Genomic DNA, 19,230 nt, shown 5'->3' with positions numbered 1-19,230 from the left:
CCCTCATAACAGCCGCCTGACGGCCGCACCCGAATTCGGGCCTTTCGGGTGCTTTCGCGCTCATCCGGGTGCCATACGTAGATCATTTAGTACGCAGCATCACCGGGTCGCACTACGCTGCCTCCATGAGCATGCTCACTCCCCCCGGCATGGGCGGAAAGTACCGCATCACGGGCGACACCTACCCCCGCATGCGCCGCCCCCGGAACCGCCGCAGGATCGTCCTCGTGGGCGTCTCGGCCGTGGTGGCCCTCGGCCTGGCCGGCTGGGGAACACTGCAGCTCATCGACGTCTTCACCGGCGGCGACCAGAGCGCCAGCGCCGCCGGCCACCAGCGGGACTGCCCCACCCCGAAGCCCGTGGCCCCGGTGAAGGCGCTCCCGAAGCCGGCCGCCATCAAGGTCAACGTCTACAACGCGACGACCACCAGCGGGCTCGCCAAGGCCGCCGCGGACGAGCTGAAGAAGCGCGGCTTCACCGTCGGCGAGGTGGGCAACGCCCCGAAGGCGTACGACAAGAAGGTCCCCGGCACCGGTGTGCTGCTCGGCGCCCCGACCGCGGCGGCGGGCGGCAGCTTCACCGTGCTGGGCACGCAGCTGCCGGGCACGGTGCAGAAGACGGACCAGCGCAAGACGGCGGAGGTCGACCTGATCCTCGGCGCGAAGTTCAAGGCGCTCAGCACCCCGGCGGAGGCCACGGCCGCCATGACGGCCCTCACGAAGCCGTCCCCGGCGCCGTCGGCGTCCTGCGCGACGACTCCGACGACGAAGAGCGGCTGAGCAGCACACACAGGCGGACACACCGGTGCCCCTTCCACGTACGTGGAAGGGGCACCGTGCTGTTCTACCGTCGAGCTGTCGGGCCATCGAGCTATCGGGCCGTGGGGCTCTGACGGGGTGGCTACTCCGCCGTCCCGTACATCCGGTCACCGGCGTCGCCGAGGCCCGGCACGATGTAGCCGTGCTCGTTGAGCCGCTCGTCGACGGAGGCGGTGACGACGGTGACGGGGGTGCCCGCCAGCTCGCGCTCCATGACCTCGACGCCCTCGGGCGCGGCGAGGAGGACGACGGCGGTGACGTCGTCGGCGCCGCGCTTGATCAGCTCGCGGATGGCCGCGACGAGGGTGCCGCCGGTGGCCAGCATCGGGTCGAGGACGTAGACCTGGCGGCCGGAGAGGTCCTCGGGCATCCGGGTCGCGTACGTCTCCGCCTGGAGCGTCTCCTCGTTGCGGATCATGCCGAGGAAGCCCACCTCGGCGGTGGGCAGCAGCCGCACCATGCCGTCCAGCATGCCGAGGCCGGCGCGCAGGATGGGGACGACGAGCGGCCGGGGGTGCGAGAGCTTGACGCCCGTCGTGGGGGTCACCGGCGTCTCGATGTCGACCTGCTCGGTCCGGACATCCCGGGTGGCCTCGTAGGCGAGGAGGGTGACCAGCTCGTCGGCGAGGCGCCGGAAGGTCGGGGAGTCGGTGCGCTTGTCGCGCAGCGTGGTCAGTTTGTGCGCCACCAGCGGGTGGTCGACGACGTGGATCCGCATGCGTCAACAGTAACCGCGCCCTCCGGCACTCTGCGCTGGCATCAACCACCTGTTCGGGGGGAAGGTGGGGGCATACGGACCCAGGGTTGGGGTGGTGTGTCGATGGCGGACGGGGAACAGCGGCGGAACGCGGTCTCACGCGGAGTGAGCGACGCGCGCGAGCCGCGCGACGCGACACGCGAGCCGGCGCGCGACACGACAGGTGACGTCACGGACGCGCAGGAGAGTGACGCGGCGCGGCGTCGGCGCCGCGCCCAGTTCCTCCGCGAACTCCACGAGGCGAAGCAGCTGCGCGACCGCGTGCAGCCGCGCCGGGCCCGTGCGGCCCGTATGCGGCAACAGATGCGGATGCGTACGTTCCGCTGGTGAAGGCGGCCCGTACCACCGGCGCACTACCCCCGCCGATCGGGTCATCGGCCGGTCACGTCAGGGAGGCGCCCGACCAGGCACTCCTGGAACTGATGGCCGACGCAACGGCCGAAGAGGTCTCGCTCGGCGCTTGTTTCTGCCACGATGCCGATTGGGCGGGGCTCAGGCAGACGGACTTTCCCGTCTGCCCTCCCGTCGGACCGATTCACCTATGACCAGTGGGAGAGTCACGGTGTACTTCGCCGCACTGCTCGCGCGCACCGAAGACGGGTGGGAAGCGAGCGATACAGAGCTCGACGATGTGGAGACCCTGTCCGACCTGATGGATCTGGCCCAGGAGGCCTCGGTGGACGAGGACACGGTCCTGGTCTACATCGAGCAGGAGGACGCCTGGTTCGGCATCCTCCGGGTGGACGGTGAGGAGGACCCCCGTATCTACGTCTCGGACGCGTCCGCCGCCGCCCGCTCCTCGTACGGGGAGATCCTGCTCACCGACGAACTGCTCGGCCGCGAACCAGGGGCCGAGGACGAGATCGCCGCGCTGGAGGAGCTCGTCGACCTCGACGGCACGGAGGACGGCGAACCGGACGGCCCGGCGGCCTCAGCCTCCTCAACGACCACCGACCGGACCACCGCCTCCGCCCGGGACGCGGACACGGACTCCGATCCCGATCCCGATCCCCACTCCGACTCCGACGCCGACTCCGTGCCGGCGGGCCCGATCGGCGAGCTGGGCATCCTCGCCGACTTCGGGGTCTCGGAGAAGGACCTGCTGACGCTGCGAACGGACGCGCTGACGGAGATCGCCGACGCGCTGGGAGCGGCCGAGGTCCTGGAGGCGGTGCGCTAGGGGTGGTCGGGGCCTGATGGCCGGGACGCTCTCCCTCCCCTCTCCTCCCCCTGCCCGTCCGTTAGGGTCCGCGGGTGACCGCGAGCCCGCCGAACCCCTCCCCTTCCCCCCGGCCCACCCCGGATCCCGTACGCGTGCCTGTGCCCGGCCCCGACCCCGTACGCGATCCGTGGCAGGCCCCGATGCGCCGTGCTCTGGCCGAGGCCGAGCGGGCGGCGTCGGCCGGTGACGTACCGGTCGGCGGCGTCGTGCTCGGCCCCGACGGCACCGAACTGGCCGCCGCCCACAACGAGCGCGAGGCCACCGGCGACCCGACGGCCCACGCCGAGATCCTGGCCCTGCGCCGGGCGGCCGAGGCGGTGGGCGAGTGGCGCCTGACCGACTGCACGCTGGTGGTCACCCTGGAGCCCTGCACGATGTGCGCGGGCGCCCTGGTCCAGTCCCGGGTGGCCCGGGTCGTCTACGGCGCCCGCGACGAGAAGGCGGGCGCGGCCGGCTCGCTCTGGGACGTGATCCGCGACCGCCGCCTGAACCACCGCCCGGAGGTCATCGCGGGCGTGCTGGAGACGGAGTGCGCGACCCAGCTGACGGCGTTCTTCCGCACGCTCTGACGGCGTACGGCCCCGCCTCCGGGAACCGATTTCTGTGCACGCCCCGGGATGGTCTAAGCTCTCTCTCGGTAGCGTGTCCGAGCGGCCGAAGGAGCTCGCCTCGAAAGCGAGTGTGGCGTAACCCGTCACCGTGGGTTCAAATCCCACCGCTACCGCTTCTGACGCCCCCTTGACCGTGGAAACGCGGTCAAGGGGGCGTTCTGCGTTTACGGCGCCGACGGCGCGCGGAGACGCCAGCACCTTGGTCGACTGGAAACTCCCTGCTGGCCCAGGAGGCGGAGGGCCCGGTGAGCGCACAGGTTCACCGGCGACGTGACGGGCTACGGCCGCACCTGCCAACCGCGCTCCGACTCAGCGCGAGCCACTTCGGCATCGTACTGACGCGCGTCGAAGCGAAGCTCCGGCGGGGGGTGGGGCATGGCGGCGTGCGCAGCCCACGGAACCTCCCAGTCCGACCACTGCACAATCTCTCCGAAGCGCTGGACGACCACTGCCAGATATCCGCAGCAGCCACCGGTGCAGTCAGGCTCACCCAGCTCCAGGCGCCGCGCTTCGCCGGTCGCCCGAAGAGGGCTGGGAGAGTCGGACGGCAGTGCATCGGCCGCGTACGTTCCGCGGCCGCCTTCGCCGACTGCTTCCTCGACCACGTCCTCACCATTGACCCAGAACCGCACCTGGGCAGGGTAGCGAGGCCCCGGCTGCAGAACCTTGATCTCCAAGCGATCGAACATCAGAGCACCCTAAGGGGCGCGCTGACATCCCCGCGGACCAATTACGCCTACCTCCATCCGGTCAGCGGGAAGAGGTCGAGACGGTCACCTGCCCTCCACCGGGTAGAACGCAGGCCGAACGCGAGCCGGTACCCGGCACGGAACCCGGTGCATCACGAGCGTGCCCCCCGCACCGGACGCCCCGTCGACCACGACCTCCTCCGCCTGCCCGGGAGGAACCGGCTCATCGCAGCGGTCACACACCACGGCGGACCTCCCGCCACGCACGGCCCAGCTCCACGGCCTTCGGGCAGGGGCGGCGGGCCGACCGGCAGTCGGCACAGACCACGGTGTGGCCAAGGAACATGCGGTACGCCACGTCCGGCCGAGCCACCCGCTCCACGGCCCTCACTGCACCGGCTCCGTCTCCGTACACCTGAGGCACCCGCAAGAGGGGAGCTGTTGCGAGGTGTCCGGTTCGTCGAGCGGAACCACTTCGGTCCGTTCACGCAGGACGCGAACATCCCCTTCGGGATTCACCGCGTACACCTTGATCGTCATCACGGGTAAGGCTCCCGTCACAGTTCGTGAGATACGCCAGACCGTAGGGACCTATCGTGCACGCATTCCAGCTATGTGCAGATCTGTGCACACAGCCTCTCTTCCCAGGCTCACGAAGCCATGCCCTCTTGACCCAAGCCCCTTGATGTCCAACGGTGTTGCACACAACTGCACTCCACTCAGACGGAGGTAGCAGCATGTCGTTACAGTTCATCGGAATCGACCCACAGACCGGAGACGACGAAAGTCCCACTGTGTGGGTAGACCAGGAGAAAGGTGAACTCGTCTTCCAGGGATGGAAAGCGGGCCCCGAACTCGAAGCCGAATGCGCCGCACTCGAACTCCCCGGGCACGCTGTGGGAATCCCGGACACCGAAGCCGTAGTCCGCATCCCCGCCCGGATGGTGGACATGATCAGGAAGGCGTGCGATGTCCTCGACAGCGCCGACCAGGTTCGCTGATCTGCTAGCTCAGTGCCAACGGTCCGCCGTCCACCTCGAAATGCGGGACGTCTACGCCGTCGACAACGAGACGGGCCCGTTCGCCGAGTGGCGGGCCGGGATCCGTCACGACCCGGCGGACCGAGCCTCTTGGTGGCGGCCATGGCTCGATCTCGTAGCCGAGGCCGTCGGGCGAGGCGTCGTCATGCGCCGGGCCCGCATCGTGTCCGAACCCGCCAGCGAATACATCCGGTACGAGCACTCCTGCACCTTCACGAACATCGCCGCAGGGGAGCAGGTGCGGTGGCTGCCCCGCCGCCGCGCATCCGACATCGCCTTGCCCGGCAACGACTTCTGGCTCTTCGACGACCGTCTCGTCCGGTGGAACCACTTCGCAGGCGATGGCTCATCCCAAGGCCCGGAGCACACCACCGATCCATCTGCGGCGAAGCTGTGCGCTGACGCCTTCGAGGCCGTGTGGGACCGGGGCGTACCGCACGACCAGTACGAAATCCGCTGACAGCTGCACCCGGACAGGCCGGCACATGACCGCATCCCCCTCCTCCTCGGCCCAGGCTGCGCGCGAGGTCGTAGCAGGGCGACTGCGCGACCTCCGCAAGGGAGCCGGGCTCACGGTCACCGAGCTGGCCTCGGGGTGCGGCTGGCACCACGCCAAGACCTCCCGCATCGAGAACGCCCGCACCGCCCCGTCCGCAGGGGACATCCGCCGTTGGTGCCGGGCCGTCGATGCGGAGGCCCTGGCCGAGGATCTCATTGCCCAGTCGCTGCACGCCGAGTCGATGTACACCGAGTGGCGCCACCAAATCCGTCACGGGCTCAAACAGCTCCAGAACAGCTCCATCGCCTTCTTCCGGCAGACCGAACTGTTCCGCGTCTACTCGTCCTCGCTCGTTCCCGGCCTCCTGCAAACCGAGGGGTACGCTGCCGCCGTCCTCGGTATGAGCGCCCGCTTCCGTGATCTGCCGGTCGACGACAGTGCCGAAGCCGCCCGCGCCCGGGTCGACCGTTCCCGCGTCATCCACGAGCGGGGCCACCGCTTCGTCCTCCTCATCGAGGAGTCCGTACTGCACTACCGGATCGGCGATGCCGACGCGATGGCCGCTCAGCTCGGCTACCTCCTCACCGCCGGCGCCTTGCCCGCCGTGTCGCTGGGTGTCATCCCGGCGACCGCGCACCGCGAGCAGTGGCCTCGCGAGACGTTCCACGTCTACGACAACTCACTCGTCTCGGTCGAGCTGGTCTCGGCCCGGGTCCGCATCACTCAACCCAGCGAAATCGCGCTGTACACAAGGGCGTTCGAGGAGCTACGGAAGGCCGCCGTGTACGGCGCCGCGGCTCGCGCCCTGATCGTGAAGGCGATCGACGCCCTGACCTGAACCAGAGGGCTCGTGGCGCCCTCCGCCCGCACTGGGCAGGAGATCAGGATGTGCCGGATGGGGTGGCAATACGGCTGACGGCCCGAAGCTCGGGTCCCAAGCGCCGGGTTCCGAGCGTCGGGACCGGTCGGCTCACTCTTGCGGGGGTACGGAGGTGGGGTCCCGGCCCGAAGCTCGGGTCCCGGGATTCGGGCCTCGGGATGCGAGCTTCGAGGTTCGAGCGCCTTCTTTAACCGGCGGGTAGATGCGGGGGGTTGGGAAAACCGCCCCTACCTCCCTGACCTGTCACGGCGAGCAAGTATGACTAATCGTGACAGCTTGCGGCGGAGCGTCACGAGTGCTTACGGTTCGAGAACCAATCGACCCCGACGAGGTGTTGCCACACCAGGCCGGGGTCTGACCGCAAGATCGCAACCCTAGAAAGACGATCCCGTGGCTACCCAGCACCCTAGTCCTGCCCTGCAGTCCCCCGCACTTCCCGCCGCGTACCCGATGGCCAACCCCGGCTACGGCAAACGCTCCGCACCCGACCAACGCCCCCGCACGCCCCAGGACTTCGCGCTCCTGCCGGTACGTGAGCGGTACGTCGCCAGGTTCGTCGACCACCTCCCCGACGGCGCGGCGATGAGCGTGAAGCAGCTCGCCAAGCAGATGCCGCTCTACGGCCAGCAGGCGATCTCCTCCGCGCTGACGGCCCTGTCGGTGGCCGGCCACCTGCGGCGCGTACGGTGCCCGGTCAGCGCGGGCGACGAGACCAGGTGGGTCTCCCGCACGTTCTGGTCCCGCACCGCCCGCGACAACGAATGGTGGACCACCTACCTCACCGCCCAGGCGGCGGGCCCCGCGCCAGAGTCGGCTCCCCCGCCGCCGTGGGTCCCGGACGAGGAACCCCCGCCCCCACCGGAAGACCCCGGCCCACAACAGGACCCGAAATCCACCGCCGTACCGCAACAACGCACCCCAGCCCAGGCTCCGGACGCAGAACCCGAGCCTCCCGCGACGGACACGACCCCGGCAGCACCTCAGGTACCCGGGACGGGCCCGTCTCCCGCCTACCTAGCCCTGGCCCGGCTGGGTCGGATCGACCACCGCCTGACGCTCTCCGCCGACGACTGCGCCGCCCTGGAGCCACAGGCTGCCGAGTGGCTGGCCCGGGGCGTGAGCGTCGACCACCTCACCAGCGCACTCACCGCAGGACTCCCCGCCGAGATCGGCTACCCCGCCGGCCTCATCCGCCGCCGCCTCACCGACAAAATGCCACCCCGTCTCCCGGCCGAGAACACCGCACCCGACACCCCAGCCCCGGCCCGCCGCGTCCTGATGGAATGCACCGACTGCGGCCGCCCCGGGAGGCCAGAAGCCCTCCCCGACGGCCTCTGCCGCCCCTGCCGCACAACCCACAACCCAGGAAACGCCGAAGCCCCGGGCCACCCCGCCGAAGGCGACGAAGCCGCCGACATCACAACCCACATGACCAACCTCCGCGACCTGCTCAAAACCGTCTGAGGCTGACAGCCCACAAGGCCAGCTCACGCCACACAGCCACCAGAGGCCAACAGCAGCGGCCACGTAGCGGGGCACTGACACAGCAGCCCTTCACCTTCGCCGACTGCTGGGCAGGCGCTGGACGACCTTCCTTGCGGAATGTGGCGTCCCCGAAGATCACTGACGAGCAGAATCACTCCTGACATGCCCACTTTCAGGCAAGGACGAGCCGCCGGTGTACCCCTTGACGGGAGCTGTCAGTGGGACGTGGCAGTCTCCGTTCATGCTCACGGAACATGACCATTGCCCGTTGGCCGGGCTGGACGATATCGACTGGGAACGGCTCCACCACGCGTACGGCAGCGCCTACGACATTCCCGACCAGCTACGTCTGGTGTGCGGAGACAACGAGGAGAAGCGCAAGAGTGCCTGGCTTCATCTCTTCAACACGATCTTCCACCAAGGCTCGCGCTATACCTCGTCGGCCGCGGCCGTACCGTTCTTCGCCCGGATCGCGATAGCCGGGCCCGGGCACGCACGCCCCACCGCCTTGGAGATGCTGACCCGACTGGCGATCGACTGGCACGACGAGTACACCCTGCCGGCAGGCATCGACACCGCCACCTGGCGCGCTGCGGCGGCCGAGAACACACCGGAGAAGATGGCGGCCTGGTATCAGGAACAGCGTGACGCCGAGGACGACCCCGACCGGCGCCGCTTCTACGAAGAGGCGCGGGGTTTCTGCCTGGAGGGGGGAACGCCCGACGCTGCCGCAAGCACGCTGCCGTCGTACGACGCCGTCCGCGCCGAACTGACCGCTCTCTGCCCGCTCCTGGATGACGCAGATCCCGAAATCCGTGTCCGTACGGCCTACCTCCTCGCCTGGTTCCCCGAGGAAGGCTCCTGCACGGTCCCCAAGCTCCTGGCACAGCTCGACCGAGAGTCGCACACTCAGGTAGCGGCAACGGCATTGGTGGCCGCAGGGCTGGTCGGCGACCGCTCCCTGGTTCCGCACTTCCGGCCCTACCTCATTGCGCCGGATCCGCTGGTGCGGTGGGGTGCCGCCATCGCGCTCGCCCGTCTGCTGACGACCGGCCGCCGCCCCAGTGCCGGCGACGAGGGAGTCGTGGCTATGGTGATCGAGGAGCTAACGCAGGCGATCACCACGCCCCCCACAGCGTCAGGTGTGCCCGAAGCCGTTTTCAACGACGGGGACCTTGGCGGGTACGCCGCCCGCTCACTTGCCCCACTCGCCGTCCACGCTCCCCGTCCCGTCCTACCCTTGATCATGGACGCCCTCGGCGCGAACACCGCCGCTGCCGCCGAGGCCGTTACAGCCGCACTACAGAACGCCCTCCCTGGTGCAGAACAGCCCGGGACACCCTTCATCGACCTCGGCGAAAGCACCCAGCACATCCTGCGGTGTGTCGCTGCACGCGGTCCCTGGGGCGAGCACGAAACCCCGGTCGAGAACTACCTGCGCACTGTCGGCCTGCCCGACACCCGCCCCAGTCTGTATGCATACGTTCAACTCACGGCCCCCCACCTGCCGTCGTAACGTTGTGCGGGGTGACCTGGCGCAGGCCGCAGCCGTCCTTCTGTCCGCCTTGACCCTCAGGATTCGCGTCTCCTCACTACGCCGCACAAGTCCGGGCCCCGGGAATCTGGTACAGCTCTGCCGAGGGGCTGCGAACTTCCGCAGCGCTGCCGCACCGGTTCAAGGATGGGTTCCTGAAGATCTACCAGTTGACGTACGCCAGGCCATGCGCTGTCTCATCAAGGCAGTGATGGTTCCTAGCCCGACACTGCTGGGCGTGGAAGAGGCGGGCCGGGTCGTCAAACCACGCAGGTGTGCTGAGTACGGGCCCTCCCCAGGAAGAGCAGGTCGGGGGAAGCGGCGTCGGGGGGACAGGCCGCTTCCCCCGGGGAGAACAGGGCCTCCAGGCCGGCCGTCGCGGTCAGGGGGGAAGTCGCGCGGCGGTGGCCCCGCAGGGAGGCCTGTTCCGGGCTCTCCGGGTCCTGCCAGGGTCGGAGAGCCTAGGTCCATCCTGCCGGGGTGCTGACCGGCTCGGCCGCGGGCGAAAGGCCCCTATAGGCGGGTCCTAGGGCCTTAAAGGGCGCATCAGTGATCGAGAGCGGCCACCGGATACGGCCATACGTGCGGATACAATCTGCCGATCGCACGAGCGGACCAGGCGGCCCTGGGTAGGGCGCACGCGGGTCCGGCGGGTCTACGGGGAGGCAACGGCAGTGGCGCAGGCCAGGAAGATCGCGCTCTACATAGTGGTCGTTTTCGTGCTGTACTCGATCATCACCTCGCCCAAGCGGTCCGCCGAGCTCGTGGGGGTGGGGTTCGAAGGCGTCTCCAGCGCTGCTCAGAGCGTCGGCGACTTCATGACCGAACTGGTTAAGTAGCGAAGCAGTAGGGGTATCGATGATCCGCCACCTTGTTCTTTTCAAGCTCAACGAGGGCGTCGAGCGGGACGATCCGCGGGTCGTCGCCGGGGACCGTGCCTTCCGGGAGCTGGCGGGGCAGGTACCCGAGCTGGAGTTCTGGGAGTGCGCCTGGAACATCACCGACCGGCCGATCGCGTACGACTACGCCATCAACTCCGCCGTCGCCGACGAGGCCGCCCTCAAGCGCTACATCGAGCACCCCGCCCACCAGGCCGCCGCCGGCCAGTGGCGCGAATTCGCCACTTGGGTGATCGCGGACTATCCCTTCTGATCCCTCCCGCGCGCGGACGCGGGACCCGCTCCGACCGACCCCTCGCCGTCCCGGCGAGGGGTTTTGCTGTCCCTTTTGAGGATTTATGTACTCAACACGGCGCTTTGCGGTGCTTGCACACAGTGGACATGTCTTGTGATGCTATGACCGCTTTTGACGGATGAGTTGACCGTAGTTGACCGCGAACGTGAAGGGGTGGCGTCACCGTGCCGGCCAGTACAGCGCCTCAAGTGCCTCCCCAGTCCGTTCAGCCGTCGCCCCCGGCCGCCGCCCAGAGTCCACGAGGGCCTCTGCCGAGCTCCTCGCAGGGCCCTCAGGCCGCCCCCGCCGACGAGATCCAGACCGAGACCCCCGACCCCACCACCCCGCCCGCCAGAACCCGCGGGGCGGACACCAGGGCCCTCACCCAGGTCCTCTTCGGGCAGCTCAAGAACCTGGAGCCCGGCACCCCGGAACACGGCCGCGTCCGGACCGCCCTCATCGAGGCGAACCTCCCGCTCGTCCGGTACGCCGCCGCCCGCTTCCGGAGCCGTAACGAGCCGATGGAGGACGTCGTCCAGGTCGGCACCATCGGCCTGATCAACGCCATCGACCGCTTCGACCCGGAACGCGGCGTCCAGTTCCCCACCTTCGCGATGCCCACCGTCGTCGGCGAGATCAAGCGCTACTTCCGCGACAACGTCCGCACCGTCCACGTCCCCCGCCGGCTGCACGAGCTCTGGGTCCAGGTCACCGGCGCCACCGAGGACCTGACGACCGCTCACGGCCGCTCCCCCACCACCGCCGAGATCGCCGAGCGGCTGAAGATCTCCGAGGACGAGGTGCTCGCCTGCATCGAGGCCGGGCGCTCGTACCACGCAACCTCCCTGGAGGCGGCCCAGGAGGGCGACGGGCTGCCCGGACTGCTCGACCGGCTCGGCTACGAGGACCCCGCGCTCGCCGGTGTCGAGCACCGCGACCTCGTACGCCATCTCCTCGTCCAGCTCCCCGAGCGCGAGCAGCGCATCCTTCTCCTGCGCTACTACAGCAACTTGACTCAGTCTCAGATCAGCGCCGAACTAGGCGTCTCCCAGATGCATGTGTCAAGGCTCCTGGCCAGAAGTTTCGCCCGACTGAGGTCCGCAAACAGGATCGAAGCGTAACCGGAACGGGTAGACCCTCCAGGGACCGGTTCTGACGGCATAAATGCCCTACACCCCCTGTTTCCAGGGCGGATTCACCGCTGACTTGTCGACATGTCACTACAGCGTGTTGCCGACATGTGACATTCTGCTGGAAGCGCGTTTGCCGCAGCCCCACCTCCGGTATTCAGGTGGAGGCTGCGTTCCTCCGATGGTCGCGGCCACCGCGACCGTCCGCGACCTCAAGGGGGTGGCATGTCCGCAGAACAGGGCAGCTCGAAGGTGCTCACGCTCACGAAGAGCGTGCCGGCACCCGCCGTGCTCACCAGCTCGCCGGAAGCCATCGACACCCGCACTCTGTCCCGCTCCCTGTTCCTGCGGCTCGCCGCGCTCGGCCCCGCTTCGGGTCCCGAGGGAACGGACAGTCCGGAGCGGACCTATGTGCGGGACACACTCATCGAGCTCAACCTCCCGCTGGTGCGTTACGCCGCGGCGCGGTTCCGGAGCCGTAACGAACCGATGGAGGACATCGTCCAGGTCGGCACGATCGGCCTGATCAAGGCGATCGACCGGTTCGACTGCGAACGCGGCGTGGAGTTCCCGACGTTCGCGATGCCGACCGTCGTCGGCGAGATCAAACGCTTCTTCCGCGACACCTCCTGGTCCGTCCGGGTCCCCCGGCGCCTCCAGGAGCTGCGGCTCGCGCTGACCAAGACCAGCGACGAGCTGGCCCAGAAGCTCGACCGCTCGCCGACCGTCCCGGAGCTCGCCAAGGCGCTCGGGGTCTCCGAGGAGGACGTGGTCGACGGTCTCGCCGTCGGCAACGCGTACACCGCCTCCTCGCTCGACTCCCCCTCCCCCGAGGACGACGGCGGCGAGGGTTCCCTCGCCGACCGCCTCGGGTACGAGGACGCGGCCCTGGAGGGCGTCGAGTACCGCGAGTCGCTGAAGCCCCTGCTGGCCAAGCTCGCCCCGCGCGAGCGCCAGATCATCATGCTGCGGTTCTTCGCCAACATGACCCAGTCGCAGATCGGCGAGGAGGTCGGCATCTCCCAGATGCACGTCTCCCGCCTGCTCACCCGCACCCTCGCCCAGCTGAGGGAAGGGCTCATCTCCGACTGAGCCGTGCAGGAGGGTTCTGATTTGACGGAGCGTCAGACACACTGGCGCGATGCGACGTCGGATACGGCAGACCCGCCACACGTTCGGTCCGTACGGCCGCCGGGGCGTCTTGGTCGTCGCCTCGGCGGTCTCGCTGTGTCTGAGCGTTGGGCTTCTGACCGGTTGCGGGGGCGGGCCGGGCGAGGACGGGTACGCGGCGGTGGGCGCGGTCGGAAGCGGAGCTGAGCGGTCCGGGGCTGCCGGGTCTTCCAGTCCCTCCGGCAAGGTGACGCTGGTTCCGTTGGACGGTGACGACCGTACGGGTGGCGGTGAGGACGGAGCCGGGCGGCGGAGTCCCGTACTCCCCTTCCCCTCCGCCGGTAAGCCTCCTGCCGGTGGCCCGTCCGCCGGTGAGCCTCCTGCCGGTGGTCCGTCTGGCGGTGGTCCGTCTGGCGGTGGTCCGTCTGGCGGTGGTCCGTCTGGCGGTGGTCCGTCTGCCGGCGAGCCCGGCGCCGCCCATGGGCCCGCGGGAGGTCTCGCGGTGCCGGCCACCGGTTCCGGGGCGGGCAGCCGTGGTGGGAGCGGGAGCGGAGCTCGTACGGAGACACCCGACGGGGCCGGGGCCGCCAAGCCCTCGAACCCGAGCCCGAAGCCGGCTCCTAAGCCGGCGCCGAAACCCTCCAAGCCCGGCAAGCCCGCGCTTCCCCCCTCACCCCCCGCCCTCACCCTCAGCACCCCCCAACGCGCGCCGGCCGACAAGCGGTGGTGCGAGAAGGTGACCGTGGAGTTCCGCAACACCGGCGGCTCGGCGGCCCGTTCGGGGACCGTCACCTTCGCCACGCACATCATCGGGGCCCTCGGCGTCGACTGGGCCACCATCCGGTCCAGCCAGTCGCTGCCCGCGCCCATCGCGGCCGGGGCCACGCGCTCGGAGACGTACACCGTGTGCGTGGAGTCCTGGCGCGTTCCGCTCGGGATGCGCGTCGAGACCCAGGACGTCTCCGCCGTGTGGGAGTGAGCCTCGGCCATGACCGACGGAAACGCCTGTGGGGCGGGCCGCGGCCCGCCCCACAGGCGTCTCGGTCGTGGTTCGGTGCGTCAGCTCAGTGCGAGCCACGCCACCGCGCCGAGGACGACGACGACCGCGACGACCGCCGCGATCACCCCGACTCTCGGCCCGGACGAGGTCGCGGCCGGCTGCGCCCGGCGCTGCGGCTCGCCCTCGTCGACGAAGGCGCGGAACATCTGCGTGCTGCCCGCCGGATCAGGGGTGCCCTCGGGGCCCGGCTGAGGGGCGTGGGGGTTGTGTGCCATGGGGCAGGACCCTAGCGAACTCGGGCCTTCCGCCCAACCCCCGGGCCGCCCGGCGCCCCGTCCGACCAGCGGTGGAGCACGCGGAAAACGGGGCGCAGCGCGCGGTGACCTGGCTTGACCGGGAGCCTACGGAGGCTTTGGCGTTCCTTTACTTCTGCAAGGCCGTTTTCATTTGCCTGTAGCAACCAACGGCTCCTATGGTTGCCCTAAGCAACAACATGGACAGCGTGAATCAGTCAGTGCGTTGGGGGGTCCTGGTGGCCGCACGGAGTCGGTACGAGGAACTGGCCCGGCAGCTCAGCGCCGTCGGCGCCGTCAAGCGGGGCCTCGCCCGCGCACTGCCTCCCGAGTGTCCCGGCGGTTCCGCCGCCGTGCTGACGCTCCTCGACCGGCACGGTGAGATGCGGATCAGCAGGCTCGCCGAGCTGATGGCCGTGGACCTCTCGGTGACCAGTCGCCACGTGGCCCATGTGGCCGAGCACGGCTGGATCGAGCGGTCCCCGGACCCGGCGGACAAGCGGTCCCGCATCCTGCGGCTGACGCCCGGCGGCCACGCGCAGCTCGACGAGCTGACGCGGCGGACCACCGAGATGTTCGCCCGCAACCTCCAGGACTGGTCCGACGAGGACGTCGGCCGGCTCAACGCGCTGCTGTCCCGGCTGCGTGACAGCTTCGCCTGTCGCGGACCCGGTGGCTGTGCCCCCGGAAGCCACTCCGGCGAGTGCCGGAACGGGCTCGGCGACGACGCGCACACCCGTACACCTGTGTAACAGAAGCAAATACGCACGGATAAGGAACCCCATGGCTACGACCACACCGACCGGTGTGCGGGGCGGCCACGCCAAGCACGGAGGTCATGGAGGCCACGGAGGCCACAGCGGCTCCGGCGCCTCCGACGGCACACCCATGACGCACCGCCAGATCATGGAGGCGCTGACCGGGCTGCTGCTCGGCATGTTCGTCGCGATCCTGTCGTCGACGGTCGTCTCCAACGCCCTGCCCGAGATCATCTCCGACCTCGGCGGCGGCCAGAGCGCCTACACCTGGGTCGTCACGGCCTCGCTGCTGGCCATGACCGCCACCACCCCGCTCTGGGGCAAGCTCTCGGACCTGTTCAGCAAGAAGCTGCTGGTCCAGATAGCGCTGATCATCTACGTCCTGGGATCGGTCGTCGCCGGCCTGTCGACCAGCAGCGGCATGCTCATCGCCTGCCGTGTCGTCCAGGGCATCGGCGTCGGCGGCCTCTCCGCCCTCGCGCAGATCGTGATGGCCGCGATGATCGCCCCGCGCGAGCGCGGCCGCTACAGCGGCTACCTGGGCGCGGTCTTCGCCGTCGCCACCGTCGGCGGCCCGCTGCTCGGCGGTGTCATCACCGACACCAGCTGGATGGGCTGGCGCTGGTGCTTCTACGTCGGTGTGCCGTTCGCGATCATCGCGCTCGTCGTGCTCCAGAAGACCCTGAAGCTCCCGGTCGTCAAGCGCGAAGGCGTCAAGGTCGACTGGACCGGCGCGTTCTTCATCAGCGCCGCCGTCTCGCTGCTGCTGGTCTGGGTCACCTTCGCGGGTGACAAGTACGACTGGCTGTCGTGGCAGACGTACGTGATGGTCGGCGGATCGGTCCTGCTGGGCCTGATCTTCGTCTTCACCGAGTCGCGGGCCAAGGAACCGATCATTCCGCTGCGCCTCTTCCGCAACCGGACCATCACCCTCGCCTCCATCGCCTCGCTCTTCGTCGGTATCGCGATGTTCGCGGGCACGGTCTTCTTCAGCCAGTACTTCCAGCTCGCGCGCGACAAGTCGCCGACGATGTCCGGCGTCATGACCATCCCCATGATCGCGGGCCTCTTCCTCTCCTCCACCGTCTCCGGCCAGGTCATCACCAAGACCGGGCGCTGGAAGGCCTGGCTGGTCACCGGCGGCTTCCTGGTCACGGCCGGGCTCGGACTGCTCGGCACGATCCGGTACGACACCGAGTACTGGCACGTCGCCGTCTACATGTTCGTCATGGGTCTCGGTATCGGCATGATGATGCAGAACCTGGTCCTCGCGACCCAGAACCAGGTGGCTCCCGAGGACCTCGGCTCCGCGAGCTCCGTCGTCACCTTCTTCCGCTCCCTCGGCGGCGCGATCGGCGTCTCGGCGCTCGGTGCCGTCCTCGGCAACCGCGTCACCCACTACGTGAAGGACGGCCTCGCCGACCTCGGTCCCGAGGGCGCCGCCTTCGGCCACGGCGGTACGGGCGGCGGAGGCATCCCCGACCTGGACAAGCTGCCCGAGCCGTTCCGGCTGGTCATGGAGGCCGCGTACGGGCACGGCGTCGGCGACGTCTTCCTGTACGCCGCTCCGTGCGCGCTGATCGCCTTCATCGTGACGCTCTTCATCAAGGAGGTCGCGCTGAAGACCAGCGCCGCCAACGACGCCCCGGCGACCCCGGACACCCTGGAGACTCCTGTGGTGGAGGCTCCCGTGCCCGCCACCGTCGGCGCCGTTTCCTCGTACGAGAACGAGAACGTCCAGGCCGCCTCGTACGGGAACGGGACCGTGCAGGACACGTCGTACGAGAACGAGACCGTGCAGGGAACGCCCGTACGCGGTGTGGTGCGCGGTGCCGAAGGGGTTCCGGTCGCCCGTGCGGCGCTCACCCTGATCTCGCTGGGCGGCCGTCAGCTGGGGCGTTCCGTCGCCCGGGCCGACGGCGGCTACACCTTGGACGCGCCGGGCTCCGGCAGCTACGTCCTGATCGCCTCCGCCGACGGTTTCCAGCCGCAGGCGTCCACGGTGGTCGTCGGCGAGGAGCCGCTGGCCTTCGACATCCTGCTCTCCGGTACGAGCGGACTGGCCGGTGCCGTACGGGCCGCCGAGTCCGGTGCGCCGGTGGACGGCGCGATGGTCATCGTGACCGACGTACGCGGCGACGTCCTGGCCACCGGTACGTCCGGCCCGACCGGCGAGTTCGCCTTCGGCGAGCTGGTCCCGGGCTCCGTGACCGTCGCCGTGAACGCGGCCGGGTTCCGGCCGCTGGCGCTGCCGGTGGAGGTCGGCGGCCAGGGTGTGACCCGTATCGAGGCGGCGCTGCGGGCCGGGGCGCTGGTCCGGGGTGTCGTACGGGCCGGGTCCGGCCGGAGCCCGCTGGCCGACGCCCGGGTCACGCTGATCGACGCGGCCGGCAACGTGGTCGCCACCGCGACGACCGGTGAGGACGGCGCGTACGCCTTCACCGACCTGGACGCGGGCGAGTACTCGGTCATCGCGACCGGCTACCCGCCGGTGGCCTGCGCCGTGACGGTGACCGGTACGGGATTTGACGGACACGACATCGAACTCGCCCATCCCGGTGAGTGATTGATCCCCCTTATGTGCACGCGTGCGCCTATAAGGATGCGCGTCAACACGTGAAGGGATCGCAAAGACCCCTGGTCGGGCAGCACTTCTTGCGGAGAGGCTGTCGCGGCCGGGTGGAAATGGACCCCGGAGGTGGGTACGGCAGGCAGGGGACGGCCTGCCGTGCCCGCCCCGGGGCCCGACTCATGTGGCCCCCGGGTCATGGAGCTAGGAGAGAGATACGCATGGGACTTCGCGCACACGTACGGACGCGGGACGGCTGGGCGGTCCAGCACGCCGTCGTGACGGTCACCGACATGACCGGCACCCAGGTGCTGCGGGCCGCGGCCGACGAGGACGGGGCCGTCCGCGCGGACGGGTCCCTGCCGGCCGGCGCGTACACGGTCATCGTCACGGCGGTCGGGTACGCGCCCGCCGCCTCCACCGCCCTCGTCACGGCGAGCGGCCGGATCGAAGGCGGACAGATCGTGCTGGCCCGCCAGGGCGGGGTGCAGCTGCCGCCGCCGGGCGCCTGGTCGCTCGACCCGGTCCACTCCTCGGTCGGCGCGGTCGCCCAGCACCTCGGGATCTCCAGCGTCCGCGGCCGGTTCACCGACTTCGGCGGCCGGATCGAGATCGGCGACGACGTGGCCCGCTCCCGGGTCGACGCGGTGATCGGCGCGGGCAGCATCGACACCGGCAACGGCATGCGGGACAAACACCTGCGCTCGCCCGACTTCCTGGACGTGGACCGCTACCCGGAGATCACCTACCGCTCCACCGGCCTCGCCCCGGCGGGCCCCGACCGCTGGACCGTCCACGGCGAGCTGTCCATGCACGGCGTCAACCGGCCCGTCGACCTGGACCTGACCTACCTCGGCACCGGGCCCGACCCGTGGGGCGGGGTCCGGGCCGCCTTCCACGCCACGGCCGAGCTGCGCCGCGACGACTTCGCGATGAACTACAACCAGGTCGTCCAGGCCGGCATCTCCGCCATCGGGACGACCCTGCGCGTGGAGCTGGACATCCAGGCCGTACAGGGCGACGCGCTGCCCGGATGACCGGAGGACTGGATGCCCGGATGACTGGGTGCCCGGAGGACTGGATGCCCGGAGGACTGGGTGCCCGGATGCCCGGATGCCCGGATGACTGGATGGGGATGGAGTGGTTCGCTGCCGCCGGTGGGATCGTGGCCGGTCGTAGGGTGGTCGCCATGGCTCCCAACATCGCGACCAACACCGCCGTCGACCTGGACGAGTTGCTGGCGTTCGTCCGGCCCCGGCACCGGGCGGTCCTGCTGACCACCCGGGCCGACGGCCGCCCCCAGGGCTCCCCGCTGACCTGCGGGGTCGACGACGCGGGCCGGATCGTCATGTCGACGTACCCGGAGCGCGCGAAGACCCGGAACGCCAAGCGCGACGAGCGGGTCAGCGTGATCGTCCTCTCCGACGAGTGGGACGGGCCGTGGGTGCAGGTCGACGGGGTGGCGGAGGTGCTCGACGTCCCGGAGTCGGTCGAGCCGCTCGTGGAGTACTTCCGGAACATCTCCGGCGAGCATCCGGACTGGGACGAGTACCGGGCCGCCATGGTGAAGCAGGGCAAGTCGATCATCCGGGTCACGCCGGAGCGGTGGGGGCCTGTCGCGACCGGCGGTTTCCCGGCCCACCTCGCGCCGGGCAGGTGAAG

General features: G+C 69.8%; 21 protein-coding genes and 1 tRNA gene. 19 read left to right on the top strand and 3 right to left on the bottom strand.

Annotated elements, in window-relative coordinates; translation table 11 throughout:
* Positions 1-149 precede the first annotated feature (149 nt).
* Entirely contained in the window at positions 150-779 is a 630-nt protein-coding gene (locus tag ACQP09_RS17925; protein ID WP_433406639.1) for a LytR C-terminal domain-containing protein, read from the top strand.
* 121 nt (positions 780-900) lie between these two features.
* On the opposite strand, the gene upp is transcribed toward ACQP09_RS17925, so the two are convergent.
* Positions 901-1,536 (bottom strand): uracil phosphoribosyltransferase, encoded by a 636-nt coding sequence (gene upp / locus ACQP09_RS17920; RefSeq protein WP_018513622.1) that lies wholly within the window; start codon positions 1,534-1,536, stop codon positions 901-903.
* Between the two features lie 102 nt (positions 1,537-1,638).
* Here upp and ACQP09_RS17915 point away from each other — a divergent pair, with 102 nt between their 5' ends.
* The 4 genes from ACQP09_RS17915 to ACQP09_RS17900 all read left to right on the top strand — a co-directional run bounded on the left by ACQP09_RS17915 (position 1,639) and on the right by ACQP09_RS17900 (position 3,521).
* The gene (locus ACQP09_RS17915) at positions 1,639-1,905 is read left to right on the top strand and encodes a hypothetical protein (protein ID WP_433400790.1); all 267 of its coding nucleotides are present in this window, start codon (positions 1,639-1,641) and stop codon (positions 1,903-1,905) included.
* A 232-nt stretch (positions 1,906-2,137) separates the two neighbouring features.
* Positions 2,138-2,755: a hypothetical protein gene (locus tag ACQP09_RS17910; RefSeq protein WP_433406638.1), complete on the top strand. Its 618-nt coding sequence runs from the start codon at positions 2,138-2,140 to the stop codon at positions 2,753-2,755.
* 182 nt (positions 2,756-2,937) lie between these two features.
* Positions 2,938-3,366 (top strand): tRNA adenosine(34) deaminase TadA, encoded by a 429-nt coding sequence (gene tadA, locus ACQP09_RS17905; RefSeq protein WP_433406637.1) that lies wholly within the window; start codon positions 2,938-2,940, stop codon positions 3,364-3,366.
* A 67-nt stretch (positions 3,367-3,433) separates the two neighbouring features.
* Positions 3,434-3,521 (top strand) — tRNA-Ser (locus ACQP09_RS17900).
* Positions 3,522-3,686: 165 nt separating this feature from the next.
* Here ACQP09_RS17900 and ACQP09_RS17895 read toward each other — a convergent pair.
* Positions 3,687-4,097: a hypothetical protein gene (locus ACQP09_RS17895; RefSeq protein WP_433400787.1), complete on the bottom strand. Its 411-nt coding sequence runs from the start codon at positions 4,095-4,097 to the stop codon at positions 3,687-3,689.
* 737 nt (positions 4,098-4,834) lie between these two features.
* Here ACQP09_RS17895 and ACQP09_RS17890 point away from each other — a divergent pair.
* From ACQP09_RS17890 to ACQP09_RS17845, 10 genes are all read left to right on the top strand, one after another.
* Positions 4,835-5,098, top strand: a complete 264-nt coding sequence (locus tag ACQP09_RS17890) for a hypothetical protein (protein ID WP_433400785.1) — start codon at positions 4,835-4,837, stop codon at positions 5,096-5,098.
* A complete protein-coding gene (locus ACQP09_RS17885) occupies positions 5,067-5,597 on the top strand; it encodes a DUF6879 family protein (RefSeq protein ID WP_433400782.1) in 531 nt (176 codons plus the stop codon). Before ACQP09_RS17890 ends, ACQP09_RS17885 begins: the two co-directional genes overlap by 32 nt.
* Before the next feature lie 25 nt (positions 5,598-5,622).
* Positions 5,623-6,474 carry a helix-turn-helix domain-containing protein gene (locus tag ACQP09_RS17880; protein WP_433400779.1) on the top strand — a complete coding sequence of 284 codons (852 nt, stop codon included), beginning with the start codon at positions 5,623-5,625 and terminating at the stop codon, positions 6,472-6,474.
* Positions 6,475-6,906: 432 nt separating this feature from the next.
* Complete coding sequence (locus tag ACQP09_RS17875; RefSeq protein ID WP_433400776.1) at positions 6,907-7,980, top strand: MarR family transcriptional regulator; 1,074 nt, start codon at positions 6,907-6,909, stop codon at positions 7,978-7,980.
* A 262-nt stretch (positions 7,981-8,242) separates the two neighbouring features.
* Complete coding sequence (locus ACQP09_RS17870) at positions 8,243-9,517, top strand: HEAT repeat domain-containing protein (protein WP_433400773.1); 1,275 nt, start codon at positions 8,243-8,245, stop codon at positions 9,515-9,517.
* A gap of 692 nt (positions 9,518-10,209) precedes the next feature.
* Positions 10,210-10,374, top strand: coding sequence for a hypothetical protein (locus ACQP09_RS17865; protein ID WP_204117102.1), 165 nt, complete (start codon positions 10,210-10,212; stop codon positions 10,372-10,374).
* A gap of 19 nt (positions 10,375-10,393) precedes the next feature.
* Positions 10,394-10,687, top strand: coding sequence for a Dabb family protein (locus ACQP09_RS17860; RefSeq protein WP_433400770.1), 294 nt, complete (start codon positions 10,394-10,396; stop codon positions 10,685-10,687).
* A 290-nt stretch (positions 10,688-10,977) separates the two neighbouring features.
* Positions 10,978-11,829, top strand: a complete 852-nt coding sequence (locus ACQP09_RS17855) for an RNA polymerase sigma factor SigF (RefSeq protein ID WP_433406635.1) — start codon at positions 10,978-10,980, stop codon at positions 11,827-11,829.
* Positions 11,830-12,063: 234 nt separating this feature from the next.
* Positions 12,064-12,930 carry an RNA polymerase sigma factor SigF gene (locus tag ACQP09_RS17850; protein ID WP_015610039.1) on the top strand — a complete coding sequence of 289 codons (867 nt, stop codon included), beginning with the start codon at positions 12,064-12,066 and terminating at the stop codon, positions 12,928-12,930.
* Between the two features lie 760 nt (positions 12,931-13,690).
* Entirely contained in the window at positions 13,691-13,927 is a 237-nt protein-coding gene (locus ACQP09_RS17845) for a hypothetical protein (RefSeq protein WP_433400767.1), read from the top strand.
* 80 nt (positions 13,928-14,007) lie between these two features.
* Here ACQP09_RS17845 and ACQP09_RS17840 read toward each other — a convergent pair whose 3' ends face one another.
* On the bottom strand, positions 14,008-14,223 hold the full coding sequence (locus tag ACQP09_RS17840) for a hypothetical protein (RefSeq protein ID WP_433400764.1): 216 nt from the start codon (positions 14,221-14,223) through the stop codon (positions 14,008-14,010).
* Positions 14,224-14,480: 257 nt separating this feature from the next.
* Here ACQP09_RS17840 and ACQP09_RS17835 point away from each other — a divergent pair, with 257 nt between their 5' ends.
* The 4 genes from ACQP09_RS17835 (at position 14,481) to ACQP09_RS17820 (ending at position 19,228) form a co-directional block, all read left to right on the top strand.
* Positions 14,481-14,993 carry a MarR family winged helix-turn-helix transcriptional regulator gene (locus ACQP09_RS17835; RefSeq protein WP_404060989.1) on the top strand — a complete coding sequence of 171 codons (513 nt, stop codon included), beginning with the start codon at positions 14,481-14,483 and terminating at the stop codon, positions 14,991-14,993.
* 31 nt (positions 14,994-15,024) lie between these two features.
* A complete protein-coding gene (locus ACQP09_RS17830) occupies positions 15,025-17,565 on the top strand; it encodes an MFS transporter (RefSeq protein ID WP_433400761.1) in 2,541 nt (846 codons plus the stop codon).
* A 224-nt stretch (positions 17,566-17,789) separates the two neighbouring features.
* A complete protein-coding gene (locus tag ACQP09_RS17825) occupies positions 17,790-18,605 on the top strand; it encodes a YceI family protein (RefSeq protein ID WP_433400758.1) in 816 nt (271 codons plus the stop codon).
* Between the two features lie 152 nt (positions 18,606-18,757).
* Positions 18,758-19,228, top strand: coding sequence for a PPOX class F420-dependent oxidoreductase (locus tag ACQP09_RS17820; RefSeq protein ID WP_433400755.1), 471 nt, complete (start codon positions 18,758-18,760; stop codon positions 19,226-19,228).
* The last annotated feature ends 2 nt before the right edge of the window (positions 19,229-19,230 follow it).

It is taken from the genome of Streptomyces sp. CA-146814 (genome assembly GCF_050942385.1).
Taxonomy (GTDB): domain Bacteria; phylum Actinomycetota; class Actinomycetes; order Streptomycetales; family Streptomycetaceae; genus Streptomyces.
The sequence above is the reverse complement of the archived record's forward strand: the minus strand, read 5'-3'. Positions and strand labels throughout refer to the sequence as shown.